Source organism: Tunturiibacter psychrotolerans, assembly GCF_051013365.1.
Classification (GTDB): Bacteria; Acidobacteriota; Terriglobia; order Terriglobales; family Acidobacteriaceae; genus Edaphobacter; species Edaphobacter psychrotolerans_A.
In genome coordinates this window covers 4,284,921-4,305,015 of the sequence record NZ_CP132941.1, presented here as the reverse complement: position 1 = coordinate 4,305,015, position 20,095 = coordinate 4,284,921, and the positions used below count along the sequence as shown (strand labels likewise).

21 protein-coding genes are annotated in these 20,095 nt (G+C 58.4%); 10 read left to right on the top strand and 11 right to left on the bottom strand.

Annotated features, from left to right (window positions below; all coding sequences use genetic code 11):
* Positions 1-147: 147 nt before the first annotated feature.
* The 3 genes from atpB to RBB76_RS18090 are packed head-to-tail and all read right to left on the bottom strand — an operon-like array spanning position 148 to position 1,619.
* Positions 148-879: a F0F1 ATP synthase subunit A gene (gene atpB, locus RBB76_RS18100; protein ID WP_429629092.1), complete on the bottom strand. Its 732-nt coding sequence runs from the start codon at positions 877-879 to the stop codon at positions 148-150.
* 43 nt (positions 880-922) lie between these two features.
* Entirely contained in the window at positions 923-1,333 is a 411-nt protein-coding gene (locus RBB76_RS18095) for an ATP synthase subunit I (RefSeq protein WP_429629091.1), read from the bottom strand.
* A 22-nt stretch (positions 1,334-1,355) separates the two neighbouring features.
* The gene (locus RBB76_RS18090; protein WP_429629090.1) at positions 1,356-1,619 is read right to left on the bottom strand and encodes an AtpZ/AtpI family protein; all 264 of its coding nucleotides are present in this window, start codon (positions 1,617-1,619) and stop codon (positions 1,356-1,358) included.
* Positions 1,620-1,736: 117 nt separating this feature from the next.
* On the opposite strand from RBB76_RS18090, the gene RBB76_RS18085 reads away from it, so the two are divergent.
* From RBB76_RS18085 to RBB76_RS18070, 4 genes are read left to right on the top strand one after another with little or no spacing between them, the layout of a single operon-like run.
* Positions 1,737-3,503: a lysine--tRNA ligase gene (locus tag RBB76_RS18085; protein ID WP_429629089.1), complete on the top strand. Its 1,767-nt coding sequence runs from the start codon at positions 1,737-1,739 to the stop codon at positions 3,501-3,503.
* Positions 3,504-3,561: 58 nt separating this feature from the next.
* Positions 3,562-4,518 (top strand): heme o synthase, encoded by a 957-nt coding sequence (gene cyoE / locus RBB76_RS18080; protein ID WP_429629088.1) that lies wholly within the window; start codon positions 3,562-3,564, stop codon positions 4,516-4,518.
* 30 nt (positions 4,519-4,548) lie between these two features.
* Positions 4,549-5,112 carry a DUF420 domain-containing protein gene (locus RBB76_RS18075; protein ID WP_429629087.1) on the top strand — a complete coding sequence of 188 codons (564 nt, stop codon included), beginning with the start codon at positions 4,549-4,551 and terminating at the stop codon, positions 5,110-5,112.
* Between the two features lie 41 nt (positions 5,113-5,153).
* Positions 5,154-5,381: a hypothetical protein gene (locus RBB76_RS18070; RefSeq protein WP_429629086.1), complete on the top strand. Its 228-nt coding sequence runs from the start codon at positions 5,154-5,156 to the stop codon at positions 5,379-5,381.
* Positions 5,382-5,451: 70 nt separating this feature from the next.
* On the opposite strand, the gene RBB76_RS18065 is transcribed toward RBB76_RS18070, so the two are convergent.
* From RBB76_RS18065 to RBB76_RS18040, 6 genes are all read right to left on the bottom strand, one after another.
* Positions 5,452-6,543: a DsbA family protein gene (locus RBB76_RS18065; protein WP_429629085.1), complete on the bottom strand. Its 1,092-nt coding sequence runs from the start codon at positions 6,541-6,543 to the stop codon at positions 5,452-5,454.
* Between the two features lie 32 nt (positions 6,544-6,575).
* Positions 6,576-8,255 carry an NAD+ synthase gene (locus RBB76_RS18060; protein WP_429629084.1) on the bottom strand — a complete coding sequence of 560 codons (1,680 nt, stop codon included), beginning with the start codon at positions 8,253-8,255 and terminating at the stop codon, positions 6,576-6,578.
* Positions 8,256-8,368: 113 nt separating this feature from the next.
* A complete protein-coding gene (locus tag RBB76_RS18055; RefSeq protein WP_429629083.1) occupies positions 8,369-9,883 on the bottom strand; it encodes a sugar transferase in 1,515 nt (504 codons plus the stop codon).
* A gap of 249 nt (positions 9,884-10,132) precedes the next feature.
* A complete protein-coding gene (locus RBB76_RS18050) occupies positions 10,133-11,053 on the bottom strand; it encodes an ABC transporter ATP-binding protein (RefSeq protein WP_429629082.1) in 921 nt (306 codons plus the stop codon).
* Between the two features lie 58 nt (positions 11,054-11,111).
* Positions 11,112-11,825, bottom strand: coding sequence for a molybdenum cofactor guanylyltransferase (mobA, locus tag RBB76_RS18045; protein WP_429629081.1), 714 nt, complete (start codon positions 11,823-11,825; stop codon positions 11,112-11,114).
* Positions 11,825-13,228 carry a dipeptidase gene (locus tag RBB76_RS18040; RefSeq protein WP_429629637.1) on the bottom strand — a complete coding sequence of 468 codons (1,404 nt, stop codon included), beginning with the start codon at positions 13,226-13,228 and terminating at the stop codon, positions 11,825-11,827. The genes mobA and RBB76_RS18040 overlap by 1 nt, the downstream gene beginning before the upstream one ends.
* 172 nt (positions 13,229-13,400) lie before the next feature.
* Between RBB76_RS18040 and RBB76_RS18035 the strand changes: the two genes are divergently transcribed.
* From RBB76_RS18035 to RBB76_RS18020, 4 genes are all read left to right on the top strand, one after another.
* Positions 13,401-13,808 carry a cupin domain-containing protein gene (locus tag RBB76_RS18035; RefSeq protein WP_429629080.1) on the top strand — a complete coding sequence of 136 codons (408 nt, stop codon included), beginning with the start codon at positions 13,401-13,403 and terminating at the stop codon, positions 13,806-13,808.
* 23 nt (positions 13,809-13,831) lie between these two features.
* Positions 13,832-14,188 carry a DUF488 domain-containing protein gene (locus tag RBB76_RS18030; protein ID WP_429629079.1) on the top strand — a complete coding sequence of 119 codons (357 nt, stop codon included), beginning with the start codon at positions 13,832-13,834 and terminating at the stop codon, positions 14,186-14,188.
* Positions 14,189-14,323: 135 nt separating this feature from the next.
* On the top strand, positions 14,324-15,139 hold the full coding sequence (locus RBB76_RS18025) for a class I SAM-dependent methyltransferase (protein WP_429629078.1): 816 nt from the start codon (positions 14,324-14,326) through the stop codon (positions 15,137-15,139).
* Positions 15,140-15,306: 167 nt separating this feature from the next.
* A complete protein-coding gene (locus RBB76_RS18020) occupies positions 15,307-16,140 on the top strand; it encodes a hypothetical protein (protein WP_429629077.1) in 834 nt (277 codons plus the stop codon).
* 74 nt (positions 16,141-16,214) lie between these two features.
* Here RBB76_RS18020 and RBB76_RS18015 read toward each other — a convergent pair whose 3' ends face one another.
* Positions 16,215-16,685 (bottom strand): MarR family winged helix-turn-helix transcriptional regulator, encoded by a 471-nt coding sequence (locus RBB76_RS18015; RefSeq protein WP_429629076.1) that lies wholly within the window; start codon positions 16,683-16,685, stop codon positions 16,215-16,217.
* Positions 16,686-16,727: 42 nt separating this feature from the next.
* On the opposite strand from RBB76_RS18015, the gene RBB76_RS18010 reads away from it, so the two are divergent.
* Positions 16,728-18,359 carry a DHA2 family efflux MFS transporter permease subunit gene (locus RBB76_RS18010; RefSeq protein WP_429629636.1) on the top strand — a complete coding sequence of 544 codons (1,632 nt, stop codon included), beginning with the start codon at positions 16,728-16,730 and terminating at the stop codon, positions 18,357-18,359.
* Between the two features lie 111 nt (positions 18,360-18,470).
* Here RBB76_RS18010 and RBB76_RS18005 read toward each other — a convergent pair whose 3' ends face one another.
* Positions 18,471-19,238 carry a DUF4239 domain-containing protein gene (locus RBB76_RS18005; RefSeq protein WP_429629075.1) on the bottom strand — a complete coding sequence of 256 codons (768 nt, stop codon included), beginning with the start codon at positions 19,236-19,238 and terminating at the stop codon, positions 18,471-18,473.
* Between the two features lie 239 nt (positions 19,239-19,477).
* On the opposite strand from RBB76_RS18005, the gene RBB76_RS18000 reads away from it, so the two are divergent.
* The gene (locus RBB76_RS18000) at positions 19,478-20,032 is read left to right on the top strand and encodes a DUF4232 domain-containing protein (protein ID WP_429629074.1); all 555 of its coding nucleotides are present in this window, start codon (positions 19,478-19,480) and stop codon (positions 20,030-20,032) included.
* The last annotated feature ends 63 nt before the right edge of the window (positions 20,033-20,095 follow it).

Genomic DNA, 20,095 nt, shown 5'->3' with positions numbered 1-20,095 from the left:
CCTCCGTGGATACGCCGCCAGTGGGTGGTTGATGCTCACCGTGCTGGCACCCTCACGCTATGCGGCGTTGTTGCACACTGCGAGAGGAGGCCCCAACGCAGCGAAACTTAGTAGCCGAAGACTGGAAAGCCTTGGCCGTCTGGAGCATTAGTGATCGTGCGCCGTTGCCAGCGAGAGATAAATCGCCGCCAGCAAAAAGAACACATAAGCCTGAACCACGGCAACGCCAAGGTGCAGCCCGAGAAAGATCAGCGGAATTCCCACCGGCACCAGCGAAAAGAAGGCCAGCGTTACCAGATCGCCCGCAAACATATTGGCGTAAAGACGAACCGTGAGCGACAGAACGCGTGCAAGGTGCGAGATGATTTCAATCGGCAGCAGCAGCGGGTACAACCACCACACCGGCCCGAGAAACTGCTTGATGTACGCCCAGCCATTCTCCCGAATACCGTGGTAGTGGTAGTACACGAAGGTGACAAGCGCAAATCCCAGCGGAACCACTGCATACGCAGTAGGCGACTTCAATCCCGGAATAATGCCCATCAGGTTCGCCAGCAGGATGAACAGACCCAAAGCCGTCAGATAGCTCGTAAACCGCTCGGACCCGTGCCCAATGATCTGCGAGCCCTGCTCCGAGACAAACTCATGGGTAATCTCCGCCAGATGCTGCACACCGGCTGGCTTTTCGACGCTCAACGTCATCCGCACCGCGATGAAGTAAGCGATCAAAACCAGGAACACCAGCAGCTCCATCGCGAACGCATCTGTAATCGGATACGCCGGATGCTTCGGCTGCACGTGCAGCGTCTGCAGAAAAGAGGTCGTAAACGCACCGAAGTGCTGATTCAAAAATTGGGTGAACAGTGTCTGTGTTGGCATATAAAAATAAGCTTCTGCGAAACGTAATCTGCGAACGCCCGGCCTAAACCGTCCACGCTTTCATAAGCCTCAAACCCTCGACCGTCAGTGCAAACACACCCAGAGCGAGGCCAGCGGCAAGCGCGTAGACCGAACCATTCAGAATCTTAAGGCTAACATAAAGCAGCACCACGGTCAGCCCCAGGCGCAGGAAGAAACCGAACAAAATCAGTCCCATCGGCTTCGCTTTGCCCCCGCCGTCCATCCTCACCATCACGGCAGTCATCAGCCGCAGCCACTCGAACAAGCCCGACCCCGAGATCAACGATCCCACCAGCAGCAATACCGCGGACTGCCATCCCATCTTCCACCAGATCACCGGGGCCGCAATCGCAGTAATCACCACCAGCAACCGCAACGCACTCCAGATCGTCCGCTTGAAGTCCGCGTCGCTGAAGCTCTCCAACGTTCTCACAAAATCACCCTCGTCCGACCCGTTATCCACGCTTGATGTACCGCGATGCCGTCCTGAAGATTTGCACAAAACCCGCCGCAGCCCCCAGCAGAATTCCCACAATCGAAATCCAGCTTTGATGAAGGTGCCGATCCAGCCAGCTCCCCACCAGCCACCCGATCACGCATCCAGCCGGCAGCGCAACCGCCAGCTGAATCATCGACTCCGCCTTCACCAGCTCGCCGAGCGCACCCTTCCCTCCACCTGCCGCGCCATTGCCGCTCTTACCTGATCCCTCATCCGCCATAGCAGACTATTACACCACGCACGCCCCCAACGTGGCACACACTTCTCTCTCGAGAAGATCCTCCAGGCACGCCTCGCTATACTGAGATGTCCGCAACATCAAGCTAAAGGAATCCCTGTGTACGAGTCTGAATTTGAAAAGAATCTTTACCAGCAGCGCCGCGAGAAGCTCCAGCAGATTGCCGCCCTCGGCCAGCTCGATGGCCTCAGTCACGCCGACGCGACCTACCCGAATCACTACGCCTTCAGCCATACCATTCCGGAGCTTCGCGCCGCCTACGACTCCCTGACCGCCGAACAGTTCGAAGCGGATCACATCAACGTGAGCGTTGCCGGCCGCATCATGGCCATTCGCGTCCAGGGCAAAGCGGGATTCGCGCAACTCCAGCAAGGTGGCCAGCGTTTTCAGATCTACGTCCGCAAAGACGACGTCGGAGAAAACACCTTCGCGCTCTATAAACTCCTGGATCTCGGTGACCACATCGGTGTTCGCGGCCGCCTCTTTCGCACTCGCACCGGCGAGCTCACCGTCCACGTCGGCAGCTTCGACAACCTACCCGCCATAACCTTCCTCACCAAGGCAATGCTCGCCCTACCCGACAAGTACCATGGCCTCGAAGACACCGAACTCCGCTATCGCCAGCGCTACGTTGACCTCTTCATGAACACCGGCGCATCCAAACACTCCGCCTCAAGCGAAGCGCAAACCGAACCGACCGAACCAGAGACCCCGAACGTCCGCGAAGTCTTCGTCAAGCGTGCCGCCATCCTGCGCGCCATCCGCAAATTCTTTGACCAGCGCAGCTACCTTGAAGTCGAAACCCCCATGATGCATCAGGTAGCCGGAGGCGCAGCCGCTCAGCCCTTCACCACGCATCACAACGCGCTCGACCTCGACCTCTTCCTCCGCATCGCGCCCGAGCTCTACCTCAAGCGCCTCGTCGTCGGCGGTATGGACCGCGTCTACGAGATCAACCGCAACTTCCGCAACGAAGGCATCAGCACCCGCCACAACCCCGAGTTCACCATGCTCGAGTTCTACCAGGCCTACGCGAACTATCACGACCTGATGAAACTCAGCGAAGAACTCATCATCTATGTCGCCAACGAAGTCAATGGAACCACGATCACCCACTTCAATGGCCACGAGATCGATCTAGGCAAATGGACGAAACTCTCCATGCGCGAAGCAATCATGAAGTGGTGGCCGCCGAACGCACCCGTCCAGCCGACTATGGAAGATTTTTCGTCGGATGCGAAGTTCAGGGCACTCGTGAATGAAGGCGAGAAGTTTGCCGATCCCGAAAAATCCTCCTTCGATCGAGCTCTCAATCGCCTCGGCGCGGACTGTCACTTCGTTCGAGAGTTCGTCCTCGACAAAGGCGCACCCTACGGCAAAGCCATCTCCGACCTCTTCGAGCTCCGCGCCGAAGCCTTACGAGGCGGTGAGATGGGCATCGAGGAGCCCCTCATCCAGCCCACCATCATCTACGACTTCCCCCTGGCCGTCAGCCCGCTCTCCAAAAACAAGCCCGACGAACCAGACTGGGTCGAGCGCTTCGAGTTCTACATCGGCGGCTTCGAGGTCGGCAACGCCTTCTCCGAGCTCAACGACCCCGACGACCAACGTACCCGCTTCGAGCAGCAGATGGCCGAAAAGGCCCGCGGCGACGCGGAGGCTCACCAGATGGACGAAGACTACGTGCGCGCCCTCGGCTACGGTTTGCCTCCGACTGCTGGCGAAGGCATCGGCATCGATCGCCTAACCATGCTCCTAACCAACTCGAAGTCGATCCGCGACGTCATCCTCTTCCCACTCCTCCGTCCTCAGGCCAAACAGCCCAACGCAACCGTAGAGGCCCCCCACGGAGAGTCTGCCGAATAGCGCCCACTCGGGCGACGCCGCCCCGCCGCGTCGCCCGAAACCGCGTTATCCTTACACTGTGGCTACCTCCGCGACAACCGATCACGTCCTCGCTCCCGCGAAGCCCCACTCGCTGCTCGCCGACTACGCCACCCTCTTCAAACTGCGCATCTCCACCATGGTCATCATCACCGCCGGAGCCGGCTATTATCTCGGCAGCCTTCGCAGCGGAATAAGTCCCTTCCACGCAGGTCTTCTGCAAGCCCTCATCGGAATCGCGGTAGTCACCTGCGGCAGCAGCGCGCTCAACCAGGCACTCGAGCGAAAATCAGACTCCCTCATGCGCCGCACCGCCGACCGCCCCATGGCAGCGGGTCGCATCTCCCTCGCCCACGGCCTCATTCTAGGCTTCGCAGCCACTTTTCTCGGCTCGCTCTATCTCGCCTACACCACCAACCTCCTCACCGGCACCCTGACGCTGCTCACCGCCATCGGCTACGTCGCCATCTACACCCCGCTCAAGCGCGTCACCACCATCAACACCTTCATCGGCGCCTTCCCCGGCGCTCTGCCCCCGCTCATCGGCTGGACCGCCGCACGCGGCGTCATCGAGTGGCCTGGCGTCGCCCTCTTTGCCATCCTCTTCGTCTGGCAGTTCCCGCACTTCATGGCCATCGGCTGGATGTACCGCGACGACTACGCCCGCGCCGGAATCCGGCTCACCCCGAATCTCCCGAACACCCGCTACGCCGCTCAGAGCACCGTGATTCAGGCCCTCTTCTACGCGGTCCTTATGATCCCAACCAGCCTTTGGCTCAGCTGGCTCCACATCACCGGACTCCCGTACACCATCGTCGCGACCCTTCTCGGCCTCTGGTATCTCTATGCGACCATCCGCTTTGCCCGCATTCTGCACAGTTCCAACGATGCAGACAACACCGCGATCGCCCGCAATCTTCTCAAAACTTCGGTTCTTTATCTGCCCCTGCTAATGCTCGCCATGATTCTCAACGCACAGGGCCGCCTGCTCTTCTAACCAATCTTCTATCCCGTAAGGAACGAATCAATGCCCGCACCCGTCGTCGCAGTCAATCCGGACTATCGCACCCCACCCTCAGTCATCGCCGCGATCATCGGAATCAGTGCAGTTGCCTCGCTCTTCCTCGCTTGGTTGGTCTACTATCATCCTCCCATTGACGTCGCCGGAACGCACCTGGCCTTCCTGCCCGCGCTTGACGCTGTCCTGAATGCCCTATGTGCCTTCTTCCTTGTCCTTGGCTTCCGCTACATCCGTCGCCGCCAGATCACTGCACACAGAAACAGCATGTTCGGCGCCTTCATCGTCTCGAGCGTCTTCCTCGTCGCTTACATCGTGAACCATGTCCTCCATGGTGACTTGCTCTTCCCCAGGGCCTATCCCATCGCTCGCTTCATCTATCTTTGGATCCTGCTGACACCACACATTCTTCTTGCCGTCGTCTGCCTTCCCATGATCTTGATTACTTTCTTTCTCTCGCTCACCGGTCGCTTCCCTGCGCATCGCCGCCTTGCGCGCTGGACCTATCCGATCTGGCTCTACGTCTCCGTCTCCGGTGTCATCGTCTACGCCATGCTGGCCGCCTACCGCTAACGCAATCCCCGTCATCGTCCGCCTGGAAATCGTCTCACCCTATGCAGCCAGACACTCGCAAACTCCTCCGTACCGGCTTCCTCATCTTCGGCGCCGGAGTCATCGCAGCCGCACTCATCTTCACCAGCTTCGGCGGCATCTCCCGTCATCAAGGACCCCACACAAACCTCGGATGGCTCTCCTTGATGCTCGCGATGGGCTGCCTGCCCACAGGCTTCCTCACGCTTCTTCTCGCCGCGATCAAACTCATCGGCGACCGCCACCGCTAAGCAATCCCTTCTGGCCTAAGCAAGAAAAAGCCCCAGCCGTCAGACTGGGGCTTGTCGAAACAATCTCTCCCTACTTGCCTAAAGTCGGCGGATTCGAACTGCTTCCCACCGCCGCTCCCGTCGCGCCCGTGCTCACTCCGTCAAGCGATGCCTGGTACGACACAATCGTCTTCAACGTCTCGTAAGGAATCCCAGTCAGCGGCAACAGGTGCCCATTCACCGCAAGCATCGGTGTCTGCTCGACATTGACATCCTGCGCCAGTTTGATCGAAGCATTCACCTGGTCCTTGGTCGCCTGCGTCGCCGCACAAGCATCAATCGCCGCCGGGTCCAGCCCAGCCTTGGTCACCGCGTCTTTCAACGTCTGGTCCCCGGTCTCCGGAGTCAAAGCGCCCTGCGTATCGAACACCGCCGCAGCGTAAACGAAGTATGCATCGTTCTTCTGCTTCTGCACGCAGTACCCATACGCCGCCGCCTTGAACGCGAACGGATGCAGATCGACCAACGGAAAGCTCTGGTACACAACACGAGCATTCGGGAAGTCCTTCACCAACTGATCCATCGTGGACTGAGCTTCCTTGCAATGCGGGCACTGCAGATCCGCAAACTCCACCAGCAGCAGATCCTTGCTCGCCACCCCACGAGTCGCACCATCAGCCCGAGTCTGCAACGTCCTACGCAGGTCCGCAAACGGAGTCACGCCAAACGGCACCACCGCGTCACCTGCAACGGCATGCTTTCCATCCGGCATCACAAAAAATGCCGTCGGCTGAACCTTCGCGTTAGGAGTTTTGTCCGAAACAAACACCACCACCTTGCTCACATTCGGAGCAGCGGTCGTCTGAATCGCCTCGACTCGCCAGATGCGGTTCGGATCATATCCCCACAACGCCTTCAAAAAACCGTTGACCGTATCCACCGTCGGCGTAGAAGCCGTAAAGAACTTCTCATTCACAGGTGGAAATGGATCTGCCTTTGTCTGCTGTCCCAGGCTCTGCAACTGCAACGGAGCGCCAGCCTTCTGCGCCGCCGGAGCCGATTGTGCTGCCGGAGCCGGCTGTGCCGCCGCTCCTGTCCCTGTTTGCGCACCCGCCGTTACCGTAATGCTGAGAGCCCCCACCAATCCTGCCAACATCCACTGTGAAATCTTCAAAGACACCATCCTCCGCCGTCGCTATGCGCGCAGCTCCTCTATTACACCTGAACTTTGACCGCAATGGGAAATCGCCGGCCCATTCCGAACGACTTTCTCGTAACTTTCAACACCGGAGCCGCTTGCTGTCGCTTATACTCGCTCTTCTCCACCAGCTGCAGAACCGATCGCACCAGCGCCACATCCACGCCCTGCTCCTCGGCAATCTGCTCCGCCGAGCAATACCGCTCCACATACGCCTCAAGTATCGGATCGAGCACCTCGTACGGTGGCAGCGAGTCCGTATCCTGCTGCCCCGGCCGCAGCTCCGCCGAAGGCGCCTTCGAAATCGTCGCCCGAGGTATAACCTCTCCCGCACGGTTCACATACCGGCTCAGCGCATACACCCGCGTCTTCATCACATCGCCAATGACGGCCAGTGCCCCCACCATGTCGCCGTACAACGTGCAGTACCCGGTCGACATCTCGCTCTTATTTCCGGTCGTCAACACCAGCGCGCCGAACTTATTCGACAATGCCATCAACAGCGTTCCGCGAATTCGCGGCTGCAAGTTCTCTTCCGCCAGTCCAAACGGCGTTCCCTTGAACAGCGGTTGCAACAAAAACTGAAACTGCGCGAACACGTCATGGACCGGCAGCAACTCAAACCTCACCCCAAGATTCTTCGCCAGCTTTTTCGCATCCTCAATCGAGCCCAGCGACGAGTACTCCGTCGGCATTCCGACACCGATCACGTTCTCCTTGCCCAGGGCCTCCACCGCAATGGCCGCCACCAGCGCCGAATCAATCCCGCCGCTCAGCCCCACCAGCACCTTGCTGAATCCGCACTTCCTCACATAGTCCCGCGTCCCAAGCACCAGCGCATCCCACATCGCCGCAACTTCATCCACCGGCTTCTCGACTGCAACAGCCGCGCCATCCTCCGTATCGAAGACAATCAGGTCCTCAACAAACGAAGCAGCCTGCGCCACCACCTCGCCATCGGGCCGAATCACCAGTGACGTGCCGTCGAACACCAGGCTGTCATTGCCTCCCACCTGATTCGCCATCGCCACAAACGCACCATGCCGCCGCGCCAGTGCAGCCAGCATGCTCTGGCGCACCTGCTGCTTTCCCTGCCAATACGGCGAAGCTGAGATATTCAAAATAACCCGTGGCTGGCCTGCAATCTCCGTCGACTGCGCCTCCCACTTGCCCATCAGCTTCTCAACGGGATCCACCGGATACATCTGCCGCGGCCAGAATCCCTTATCGTTCCAAGCGTCCTCGCAGATCGTAATCGCCAGCGGCTCACCGCGCACACAAACCAGCGCTTGTTCCGTTGCAGGCTCAAAGTATCTCTGCTCGTCGAAGACGTCGTAGAACGGCAGCAGCATCTTCTGCTGCACAAAGCTCAACTTACCCCCATCAAGCAGCGCCGCGACATTCCTCACCTGCTTGCCGACATTCGCTCTGGTGGCCATCACCGTTCCGCACAAAATCGCCGGTCGCCCCGCACCCGCAGTCCACTCCGCAAGCTCAGCCGCAACCTCTTCGGCCCGCGCGACAAACGATGCCTTTTCCAAAAGGTCCGCCGGCGGATATCCACATACGGCCAGCTCAGGAAAGACCACAAGACCCACGCCGAGAGCTTCGGCACGAGCCGCATATTCAAGAATCTTCTTCGCATTCCCGGCGAAATCCCCCACCGTCGGGTTGATCTGAGCAAGCGCTATCTTCACTCTTCAAGTTTACCGCTTAGATCATTTTTTCGTGTTGGCGTACAGGGAATCCGCAGCTCGGATTACCGCTCTTCCAGGAAAAACGGCATCTGCAAATATAGCTAAAAAAAGATTTAGGAGCCGGTCCCGCTCAGCACAACACCCACCGTACGTGCCAGAATGCGAAGATCCATCATCAGATTCCAGTTCTCCACATAAGCCGTATCGAGCGAAATATAACTGTCGAACGACGGGTCCTGCCTCGCCTCTACCTGCCACAATCCGGTAATGCCCGGCAATACGTCCAACCGACGCAGATGCGCAAGATCGTACTGTTCCACCTCGGCCGCCATCGGTGGCCTCGGTCCAACCAGGCTCATATCGCCCTTCAGCACGTTATAAAACTGCGGCAACTCGTCCAGCGAATACTTCCGCAACACTTTGCCAACCCGCGTAATCCGCGGATCTTTCTTGATCTTGAACAGCACACTATCTCGCTCGTTCATATGCTCCAGATCGGCCTTCAGCTTGTCCGCGTTCTGCACCATCGTCCGGAACTTGTAACAGGAGAAGGTACGTCCCTTTCGACCAATCCTCTGTGCTTTATAAAAAATCGGCCCGGGCGAGTCCAACCGAATCGCAAGAGCAATCGCAAGCATGATCGGCGAAGTCGCCAACAGACCAATCACCGATACAGTAGTGTCGAGCACCCGCTTCAACATGAATCCGCCCATCGGAAAATGCCGACGATGCAGCGGAATCGTCGGAAACTGACCGACATACTCCACTCTTGCATTCCACGCCAGGCCGTCGTACATGTCCGGAACCACGCGGACATCGATACCCGCTATCCGGGCCTCCTCCACCATGCTGATCACCATCTTCTCTTCAGCCGGAACAGAAAAGAAGATCTCGTCCACAAACAGCGACCGTGCCAGCGACAGACAGTTCCTCACATCGCCCACCACATCTGCATTGCCGGACTCCGCCTCGCGTTCGGTCAACGCGACAAAGCCCTTGAAGCGAAATCCCAGATGCTGCAAGGTGTCGATGTGATTCCTCAGTGCATGCCCAACACGCCCCGCTCCCACAATCAAAACATTTCGCGTCTCAATCCCGGCTCGGAATCTCCGTTGAACCATTCGCCGCCACAACGCGCGCCGCAGGCACAGCAACACCGTGGTAAACAACACCATCAAGGCAACAACAATCCGCGAGATCGCCTCGCCGCTCGATAGGTAGAGCGTCCCACACAAGAGCAGTCCAGAGGTCAAAGACGCCTGAATAGTCATTCTCTGTTCATGTAACCCGCTGTGGTGCTGAATCGTTCCGTACAGGTTATACGACCGCGTAAAGAAGATCAGACAAACCCCATACCAGCCGATGTAGAAGGGCAGAAGATTGGGGGAAGATTTGATGAGGTGCGGCAACACACGCAAAGTAGAAACATCAGCAGGTGGCTGCACGCGAAACCGTAAGGCCACCAGCGCCGCAATCACCACCGTCACCAGGTCAAGAGACGCCCAGACCGTACTGGTGATCGATGGCCTGCGGAATATACCGCCGCCAGCTCTCGACGCGCGCCTTCCATTCCCCGCGAATTTTCTCTCTGAGACAATGACCTGCTGCAGATAATCCGGTGTCGCCATAGCGAACGCCTTTCAACTCATAATCCTGGGCCTTAAGTCGGTAGGATGCCTGAATCGAAGCTCAGGAATACCGTCGATAAAAAAAAGCAATCGCTACAATTTGTGCGGGTCACTTAAATTACTGGTGCTATTTCGAGCATACGTCTCAGACAGGGGCTTGGCAACAGTTACTGCAATACTTTGCATCATCGAGATAAGGGCTCACTGAACTCGATTTAGCCAGAAAATGTTGCATCTCATGCACAATTCCTAGACCGGGGTAACCAACTCGTCAAGCGCCAGAAATTCCTGAAGAATCGGATCCTGGCTTCTCTCCATCTCTTCCATGGTTCCAAAGAAAATCGCCTTCCCTGCGCTCAAAAACACAACTCGATCAGCCAGCTTCTTCGCCAGCCTCATATCGTGTGTCACAACGATACTGGTCAGGTGCAGCTGCTGTTTTAGCCGTTCGATTAAATCTCCAAGAAGATGTGCCATCAGAGGGTCCACCATAGTTGTAGGCTCGTCGTACAACACCGCCTCAGGCTGCGAAGCCAACGCCCGCGCAATCGCAATCGACCGTTTCATCCCCGTCGACAGGTCAGACGGCAGCAGGCTTTCCATCCCGGCCACACCCACCATCTCGAGCAGTCCCTTCACCACCTGAAGTATCTGGTCTTCCGCCATCTCTCCGCGCTCACGCATCGGGAAAGCGACATTCTCCCCCACCGTAATCGAGTCGAACAACGCTCCATTCTGAAAGACCATCGTCACCTTCCGACGAATCTCTTGTAACTCTTTCTCCTTGAAGCCACAGATATTCTCCCCCGCGACCTTGATCATTCCTTTATCCGGCTTCAAAAAACCCAGCAGCATTTGCAGCGACACCGATTTCCCCACACCGCTTCGTCCCAAAATGCACAGCGTCTCCCCCGGGTAGACAAAGAAGCTCACATCCTCCAACACCACAAACTCGCCGAACGACTTGTACACATGCTCGAACGAGATATACGGCCCTGGCTTATTCTTCACATCCGGCAAAGCATCGGCTGCCGCCTCGTTCTGCTCAGCCGCCTGCTGAATAAAATCGCCCACCTCCGCCGACACATCCTCCGACACGCTATCAATCAGTGGCGTATCCGCGGTGACCTCAACATGTTCTCCCTCTAACTTCTTATCCGGCTCAGCCATAATCGCCACTCCCAGCACCCAAATCTCAACGCAAATCTAGCCTAACCCATCCCCCCGGCTAAGTATCCAGCGCATCAATATGCCGTTCCGCGTCTGCAAACTCCTCAGGCGTATTCAAGTTCGCAAACCACAGCGACTGGTTTTCCCGTTGAGCCTTCGTCAGTGTCCGCCACGACTCGCTGTCATCCTTCATCTCAGGAGCGAACAGATCATCCCATTGCATCTCAACAAAAACGTTCTTGCTCTTCACTTTAAGCTTGGCTGCGATGTCATCGCACGCCGATCGAAGCACCGGAAGTAACTTCAACTCGCTGCGCTCCAGGGAAGCCGTCAAATAAGGCACAATCTGTCGATGAATTATCAATAACGCCGGATGGGGATGGCTATCAACCGAGAGCATCGCAAGTTTGATATCCCGAATCGGACGATGGAGCACCGACCAAAGCCAGTCCTCTAGAAGAGCGGTAGGCAGAAATGGCACATCCACTGGGAGCACCAAATTCCAGTCATACTTCGAACTCCGCAGCGCAGCTTCTATCCCACCCAGCGGCCCACATCCCGGGTGCAAATCCCGCACCAGAGCACCGAATCGCTCCAGTGCAGAATCGTTGCCTAGAATGCTCACCTCCGCGCAAAGCCGTCGAAGCTTCGTACTCGCATGCCGCACAAGCGGCTTCCCCGCCAGTTCAAGCAGCGCCTTATCGCTCCCCATCCGCGAACTCTTACCTCCGGCGAGCACATACCCGCCAACCGGAGGCAAGCCCTCCCGCATCAAGCTGCGACACCACTCAAAAACCGCACAATCGACTCGATCCCCCGATGAAAGTTCGCCAGATGAAACTTCTCGTTCGGCGCATGCAGGTTGTCATCCGGCAGCCCAAACCCCATCATCACGGTCGGAATCTTCAACTCGCGCACAAAGTCCCCCACTATCGGAATCGATCCTCCCCCGCGCACAAACACCGTCTCCTTTCCAAACACCTCGCGCATCGCCTCCGTCGCAGCCTTCACATAGGCGTTATCCGTGCTCACCACAATCGGATCTCCAGCATGAATCAGTCGCACCTCAAGCTGCACTCCCTTCGGCGCAATCGACTCCACATAGGCTTTGTACTTCGCAAAGCTCTCCGCCGGCGTCATATCCGGCACCAGCCGCATGCTCACCTTCGCCACAGCCTTTGCGGGAATTACAGTCTTCGCCCCAACTCCAACAAACCCGCCCGGCATTCCATGCACATCAAGCGTAGGCCTCGCCCAAGTCCGCTCCTGCACACTCAACCCCGGCTCTCCCGTCAACACAGTCGACCCAACCTCCGTCTCGCGATAGTGCTCTTCATCAAACGGCAGCGCCTTCCAAGCCTTCAGCTCATCCGCCGTAGGCTTCTGTACCTTGTCATAAAATCCCGGAATCAAAATCTTTCCATTCTCATCCTTCAACTTCGCAATCACCTGCGCAAGCGCGACAAATGGATTCGGCGCCGCGCCGCCATACATGCCCGAGTGCAGATCGACCTTCGCCCCTCGCGCTTCAATCTCCGTATAAATCATCCCTCGCAATCCCACACACAACGTCGGCAACTCCGGCGCAAACATCTCCGTATCGCTCACCAACGCGACATCCGCCTTTAGCTGATCTCCATGCTCGCGCACGAACGCAGCGATCCCCTCGCCCCCAACCTCTTCTTCGCCCTCAACGATCACCCGCACATTCACCGGCAGCTTCCCACTACCCGCAGCCATCAACGATTCCAGCGCCTTCACATGCATCCACATCTGCCCCTTGTCATCCACCGCACCGCGAGCATAGATATTTCCATCGCGCTCCGTCGGCTGAAACGGCGGCGTCTTCCACTCATCCAGCGGTTCCGCCGGCTGCACATCATAGTGCCCATAGCAGAGCACCGTAGGCTTCGCCTTCCCATCAGCTCCCGGCGCCGCATGCAGCCAGTCCGCATACACCAACGGATGCCCCTTGCGCTCCGCCGTCGTCGTCTCGATCAGACGAACGTTCTCCATCCCAATCCTCTTCAGCTCCGCCGCAACAAACTCCGCAGCCCGCCGCACATCGCCCACATGCTCAGGAGCGGTAGACACCGAAGGAATCCGCAACAACGCCTTCAACTCCTCCACAAACCGCGCCTTGTTCTCCCGCCCAAACGCAACCCCTGCTGTCATCGTCGTAGTCACTGATCCACTCCTCAAAATCATTCTTCCGCCGCCGCAATCTGCTACCGCAGCGAAACATAAGTATAGGCAACAACCGCCCGCGCGGCCTCGAAACCCATTCACCATCGCCCCTCTCCCAGTGGAAGGAGTAAACTCTCAGCCAATAAAGGAGCATCTGCCCATGACAACCTCCCAGCAAGACGGCACCATGATCGACAAGATCGCGCAGTTCGACCTCGCCAGGGAGATTGCCGACGCCGAGCAAAAAAAGCCCTGGCCAGCCGGCATCTGCTCCAAAACTTTATTCAAGAAGCACGACCTCAGGGTCGTCCTCATCTCCATGCAGAGCGACGCCCGCATGAAAGAGCATCACGCCGACGGCACCATGTCTCTCCACGTCCTCAAAGGCCAGATCCGCGTCTCCGTCAACGGCAAGCCGCACGATCTCCCTGCCGGAACCCTCTTCACCCTTGGCGCCTCCATCCGCCACGACGTAGAAGCCAGCAGCGACTCTGCCTTTCTCCTGACAATCTCCTGGCCCAGCAACGAGGAACTGGCCGCCATGAAGCACCGCGGCTACGGCTCCTGATTTCCAGAGAGAAAGAATCAACCGTGACCATCCGAATTAAACGGGTCTACGAGGAACCCTCCGAAAAAGACGGCACCCGGATTCTCGTCGACAGGCTCTGGCCGCGCGGCCTGACCAAAGAAAAAGCTCACGTCGATTTATGGCTCAAAGAGATCGCCCCCACCAACGATCTACGAAAGTGGTTCGCTCACGACCCTGCAAAGTGGGCCGAATTCAAAACCCGCTACCAGGCAGAGCTGAAACATAACCCCGAGCATATGACCCTCCTCCATCAAGCCATCGCCAAGGCACCCGCCACTCTCGTCTACGGCGCGAAGGACACCGACCACAACGAAGCCGTCGTTCTTCTCGAAGTATTGAACCGCAAAAATCCTCGATGAACTCGATCTCCGAACCGCGTCCATCCCCTAATAAAACCGCGATATTCGAAGACCAACCATCCAGCTCAACTTATCCCACTGTCGTTAATTCTTATCTTCTTCGCCGACGCGCTCTCCCTGTCGGACAATAACCCTATGACGACTCCCGGCAACTCCGCACCGCCCGCCATCGGACAGACCTGGAACACTGAAGCCTACGCCACCAACGGCCGCTTCGTCGCGACACTCGCTGGAGACGTCGTCGCCCTCCTCGCCCCACAACCCGGCGAACATATCCTCGATCTCGGCTGTGGCGACGGTGCCCTTACCGAGCAACTCGCCGCGACCGGCGCCATCGTCACCGGCGTCGACGCATCACCTTCCATGCTCGCCGCCGCGCGCGAACGCAGCCTCCACAGTGCCAACAGCTTTGCGTTAGACCATCACAACGCCACCGCGCTGCCCTACGACCAACAGTTCGACGCCGTCTTCTCCAACGCCGCTCTCCATTGGATCACCGGCGTCCCTGGCCATCAGGCAATGCTCTCCTGCGTCCGCCGCGCACTCCGCAGCGAAACTCCACGCGCACGCTTCGTCGCCGAGATGGGCGGCCAAGGCAACGTCGCTGCCATCCGGACCGCGCTCCAGGCCACACTCGCACCCTTTCACATCGACGCCGAAGCCACCGCCGCGAGCTTCTTCCCCTCACCCGCACTCTATCGCCGACTACTCGAATCCGCCGGCTTCACGGTCCAATCCATCGAACTCATTCCTCGCCCCACCCCGCTACCCAACGGCATGGAGTCCTGGCTCAACACCTTCCGCAACGGCGTCCTCGACCGCCTCAATCCGCACGATCGCGCCGTCGCCGTCACCAACACCATCGCCCTGCTCGAGCCCATCCTGCGCGATGCCGACGGCAACTGGACCGCCGACTACGTTCGTCTCCGCTTCCACGCCACCCTCAGTTAGTCACAGAGACAAATAAGCACAGATCACAGTGGGAAAATCTGCGTCTTACTCCTGTCTTTTCGCTGGTTCGCACGTGTGACAATCAAAATGACGGTGGAATGAATCAACTCAGTTAGACCAATCATCGTACTTCTGCGTCTAACCAACCAACAACAAAATTAGGGCCTATGAAAATAAAACCATCCCACGCAGTCTGTGTCACAAATTTGTTCCTGTCACTGTATCTTTTCTGCGGAACCGCGCAAGGACAAGACAACAGGAACTCCCTATCAGACCCGCCAGCCACGCTCAAAACAGTAAGCGCCGAAACCTACTCCTCCTCACTTGGCAACACGGACTATCCCGACGCGCCACAGGCTCAGCAGGCATCGCACGACTCAGCCGCCGAAGCCGCGCAAGGCGAGGGCCAGCAGACCAAGCGTATTCTCGGCATCTTCCCCAACTTTCGTGCCGTCAGCGCAAACGTCCATCTCCCGCCGCAGACCGTAAAAGAGAAGTTCCTCACCGCCACCCACGACAACTTCGATTACTCCTCCCTCTTCCTGCCAGCCCTCGTCGCAGGCTACAACCAGGCCACCAACAACACGCCGGAGTTTGGTCAGGGAGCCGCCGGATATGGCCGTTACTACTGGCACGCCTTTGTCGACCAGGCCAACGAAAACTACTTCGTCGAGTTCATCGTCCCCGTCATCACCCACGAAGACACCCGCTACTACACTCTTGGCAGCGGAGGCTTCTGGAAGCGCACAGGATACTCTCTCAGCCGCGCCATCATCACCCGCAACGACGCTGGCCACGACACCTTCAACATCAGCGAAGTCGTTGGCGCCGGCGCCGCAGCAGGAGTCTCAAACCTCTACTACCCCTCGCGTGAGAGAACCTTCGGCAACACAGCAGACCGATGGGGCCAGAACATCGGCATCGATGCCGGAACCTTCCTCTTCCATGAGTTCTGGCCCGACATCAATCACGCCCTCTTCCACAAAAAATCAACCGAATAAACTCAAGCCGGCATCTGCCCAAATCAGATGCCGGCCGCAACCTGACTCCGCAACCCAACTCATAAGGCCCAACTCTAAGCCCCGTTCGATTCCGACCCAAGATTCGCCAGGCATTGCTCCAACACCGCATTCAAAGCCTCGACCGAATCTTCCGTCACTCCCCGCCACAACTTCCCCTCTATCACCTTCGCTGCCTTCTCCGCAGTCTCCAGCAGCTTCTCTCCCTCGGGAGTCACACGGGCCGCAAGAATCCGGTCATTCCCCCGCCCTTTACTCCGTACAACCCATCCATCTCGTTGAAGCCCCGTCAGAAGCGACTGCGCAGACTGCGGAGTCATGTAGCACGACCGAGCCAACTGGGCCCCCGACGCCCCCGGCTCTTCCCGAATCGTCTTCAACAAACGCAGCTGCGCGATCGTAACTCCCTGAGGACGCAGCGCCTCGTCCATCTGGCTGTGAAAATGGATCAGGATGCGCTTCATCATCTGCGCAGCCCGTCTCCTTTCCACCTGCTTTTTTTTCTCGTTCAAATTTAAAGAAGCCATATCAGTCTCCTGATATCATATCAGGAGACTGATATGGCAACGATGACCGCACCCTCCCCAGCACTCGCCCGGCCAAAGCCCGCCCCTGCCGCGCCAGCTGCCTGGAAGCCGCACCACAACCCCTGGGCCATCGCCCTCACGGTCACCCTCGCCACTTTCATGGAGGTCCTCGACACTTCCATCGCCAACGTTGCCCTGCCCCATATCGCCGGCACGCTAGGCGCAAGCTCTGAAGAAGCCACCTGGGTCCTCACCAGCTATCTCGTCTCAAGCGCCGTCGTGCTCCCCATCTCCGGCTGGCTCTCCGACCGCTTCGGCCGCAAGCGCTTCTACATGACCTGCGTGGTCATCTTCACCATCTGTTCGTTCCTCTGCGGCATCGCCAACACGCTCCCTCTCCTCATCGTCGCGCGCATCCTGCAAGGCGCAGGCGGCGGCGGCCTCGCGCCCAGCGAGCAGGCCATCCTCGCCGACACCTTCCCCGTCGAAAAACGCGGACAGGCCTTCGCCGTCTACGGCATGGCCGTCGTGGTCGCTCCCGCCATCGGCCCCACACTCGGCGGCTGGATCACCGACAACTTCAACTGGCACTGGATCTTCTTCATCAACATCCCCTTCGGCCTGCTCTCGCTCTTCCTCTCCAACCGTATGGTCGAAGACCCACCCCATCTCAAGGCTCGCAGAGAAAACTCCAAGCACCGCAAAGTCGATTTCATGGGACTCGGCCTCGTCGCCATCGGCGTAGGCTGTCTCGAGTTCACCCTCGACAAAGGCCAGGAAAAAGATTGGTTCGGCGATCCCATGATCCGCACCTTCGCCATTCTCGCCGCCGCCACCCTCATCTTCTTCACCTGGTGGGAGTGGCATCACCCTGACCCCATCGTTGACCTGAAGCTGCTAAAAAACCGAAACTTCGGGACCGCCGTCTTCCTCCAGCTCATCCTCGGCATGGTCCTCTTCGGCTCCACCGTCCTCATCCCCCAGTACCTCCAGGTACTTCTGGGCTACACCGCCGAACGCGCGGGCATGGTGCTCTCCCCCGCAGGCTTCGTCATGATGGCCATGATGGCCGTCGCAGGTCGTACCGTCGGCAAATTCGACCCCCGCGTCATGGTTTGCCTGGGCTATCTCGCCACAGCAATTGGCCTCTACAACCTCACCCGCCTCGACCTCAACACCGCCTACGGCACCGTCACGCTTTGGCGTATGTTCCAGGTCATCGGCCTGGCTTTTATCTTTATCCCCATCAGTACGCTCAACTACGTCGGCGTCCCCCCCACCAAGATGAACCAGATCTCCAGTCTCTCCAACTTCGCCCGCAACCTCGGCGGAAGCGCCGGCACGGCTCTACTCACTACCTTCCTCGCGCGCAACGCCCAGGTGAATCAGGTCACTCTCTCGGCGAACGTCACCCCCGGCAGCATTCAGTACAACCACTACATGGACCGCATGAAAGAGATGATGATGTCGCAGGGAATGTCCGCTGCAAATGCCTCGCAGATGGCCGTCGGCCAGGCCTATCAGCAGATGCTCCGCCAGGCCTCCATGCTCAGCTACAGAAACGCCTTCGCTATCCTCGCAATCACCATCTTTCTGCTCACGCCGCTGCCCTTCCTCATGCGGCTCCCTAAAAAAATGGTCAAGCTAGACCCCGAAGCCCTGGGTGGACACTAACCCCGCACCACCCGCGCACGCAATCCCCAACGAGCAGGAAAGATGAGTGCCCACATCTCGATTTTGAGATGTGGGTCTTCTTTCAAAGCATCCTCGCCAACACCCAAAGCTCTAACGAGCCGCATCCAACTGCATAATCGTCTGTACCCGCTGAAACGCAACCGGGGTCACCGACACCGCACCCTCAAACGGCCTGGCCAGATCCGCAATCGCAGACAGCGTCACCGCCACCACAAACGTCAACGCCAGGACCTGGCAATAGTGCAGCCACTTATTGTCATTCCCCAACACGCACGAAGACCCCACCGTAGCTCCTCCGCCCGCCAGCAGCAAAATCCACAACACCAGCGGCAGCCTCACGCGAAGCTGCTCCTCCCGCAGGCTCCGCCTCTCCGAAAGCTCGCCAAGCACCTGAGTCAAATGATCCACGCTATTCGCCGACCCGGCACTGTCCTTCACCGCCGCAAGCAGCTTCCACATATCCACCTCGACCAGCTCCCCCGCGCGGCTCTCCTCCTGGCGCTGCATCGCCGGCCATTCTTGATTCACCACTGCATCCGCATACTTCATCCCCAACGTCCGAAACTGCTCCCGCGCCTCAACCGGCAACGCCGACGCAATCCTCGTCACCGTCAGCAACGAGCTTGCCTCCTGCGTCGCATTGATCTCAGCCGCGCGAAAGTCAATCCAAACCGTGTACAGCATGAACCCCAGAATCACCCCATACGTCGTTCCCAGAATCCCCAGCTGCCATCCCGTCACATCGTTGATCAGCTTGCGATTCGGAATCGGCCACACCCAGTTCAGCACCAGCACCATAAACACCGACACCAGCATCGCCACAACCACCAGCATGCTACTCTGCGCGTAACTCAACATAGAAGCTCCACCTAACGGAAAGCCGCACTGACAAGCCAGCTTACATCGTCCTCCGCTTCTCACCATCGCGAAACATCACGGTGCTACCCTCTCCAAAGACATTGGTTCAAGCGCGACCGCTCCTGGCCGCGCACAGGAATCCATCTTCCTCGAGCCCGACAGCCATCGAAATAACGCCCGCATCCAACCGCAACGAAAACATCTCAACAGATCAACAAAGAAAGACTAAAATTCTCGCAGTGACCAAACCAGCCTCAAGCGCGGCCTATGTAGTAGTCGCAGTGGTGCTCATCCTCGCCTCATCAGCGAGCGCGACCCCGCTGCAATCCGCGTCGACTCTTCTCGCATGCACCGCCGCCCAACTCTCGCTCTCCTTCGACAGCGAAGGCGGCAACTTCGACGGCATGTCGCAGTCCGGCACCCTCCTCGTCCTGCGCAACATCGGCTCCCAAACCTGCACCGTCCCCGGCAGCCCCGCCCTCATCTTCGAAGACGCCTCACACACCAAGCTTCCCATCTCCCTCGAAACCCCACCCGGAATGCACCCCGGCCCCGTGATCCTCCCGGTAGCCGTCCCTGCAAACGCCGAAGCCACCGGCGAACTCCACTGGGTCTCCGGCGAAGTCTACGACAATAGCCATTGTTTCTCCCCGGCCTTCGTCGCCATCACCATCGGCACCAACGTCCTCCGCGCCCCCTTCACCGGACATCTCTGCGCGCCCTCCGGACAAGACGCCAAATACCGTTTTGCCTACCTCAAACGCGACCCAGTCTACGTGCGTTCAAAATCCTGAACCACGCCCAGACTCCCTCCCGCGTATAGAACGGCCAGCCAGGCCGTTAGCCCGCCACCCTCC

What these genes read in the sequence shown, in the direction of transcription:
- atpB (WP_429629092.1), bottom strand. Translation starts at nt 879, where the DNA reads ATGCCAACACAGACACTGTTCACCCAATTTTTGAATCAGCACTTCGGT.
- RBB76_RS18090 (WP_429629090.1), bottom strand. Translation starts at nt 1,619, where the DNA reads ATGGCGGATGAGGGATCAGGTAAGAGCGGCAATGGCGCGGCAGGTGGA.
- RBB76_RS18075 (WP_429629087.1), top strand. Translation starts at nt 4,549, where the DNA reads ATGCCCGCACCCGTCGTCGCAGTCAATCCGGACTATCGCACCCCACCC.
- RBB76_RS18070 (WP_429629086.1), top strand. Translation starts at nt 5,154, where the DNA reads ATGCAGCCAGACACTCGCAAACTCCTCCGTACCGGCTTCCTCATCTTC.
- RBB76_RS18065 (WP_429629085.1), bottom strand. Translation starts at nt 6,543, where the DNA reads ATGGTGTCTTTGAAGATTTCACAGTGGATGTTGGCAGGATTGGTGGGG.
- RBB76_RS18055 (WP_429629083.1), bottom strand. Translation starts at nt 9,883, where the DNA reads ATGGCGACACCGGATTATCTGCAGCAGGTCATTGTCTCAGAGAGAAAA.
- RBB76_RS18050 (WP_429629082.1), bottom strand. Translation starts at nt 11,053, where the DNA reads ATGGCTGAGCCGGATAAGAAGTTAGAGGGAGAACATGTTGAGGTCACC.
- mobA (WP_429629081.1), bottom strand. Translation starts at nt 11,825, where the DNA reads ATGCGGGAGGGCTTGCCTCCGGTTGGCGGGTATGTGCTCGCCGGAGGT.
- RBB76_RS18040 (WP_429629637.1), bottom strand. Translation starts at nt 13,228, where the DNA reads ATGACAGCAGGGGTTGCGTTTGGGCGGGAGAACAAGGCGCGGTTTGTG.
- RBB76_RS18035 (WP_429629080.1), top strand. Translation starts at nt 13,401, where the DNA reads ATGACAACCTCCCAGCAAGACGGCACCATGATCGACAAGATCGCGCAG.
- RBB76_RS18025 (WP_429629078.1), top strand. Translation starts at nt 14,324, where the DNA reads ATGACGACTCCCGGCAACTCCGCACCGCCCGCCATCGGACAGACCTGG.
- RBB76_RS18020 (WP_429629077.1), top strand. Translation starts at nt 15,307, where the DNA reads ATGAAAATAAAACCATCCCACGCAGTCTGTGTCACAAATTTGTTCCTG.
- RBB76_RS18015 (WP_429629076.1), bottom strand. Translation starts at nt 16,685, where the DNA reads ATGGCTTCTTTAAATTTGAACGAGAAAAAAAAGCAGGTGGAAAGGAGA.
- RBB76_RS18010 (WP_429629636.1), top strand. Translation starts at nt 16,728, where the DNA reads ATGACCGCACCCTCCCCAGCACTCGCCCGGCCAAAGCCCGCCCCTGCC.
- RBB76_RS18005 (WP_429629075.1), bottom strand. Translation starts at nt 19,238, where the DNA reads ATGTTGAGTTACGCGCAGAGTAGCATGCTGGTGGTTGTGGCGATGCTG.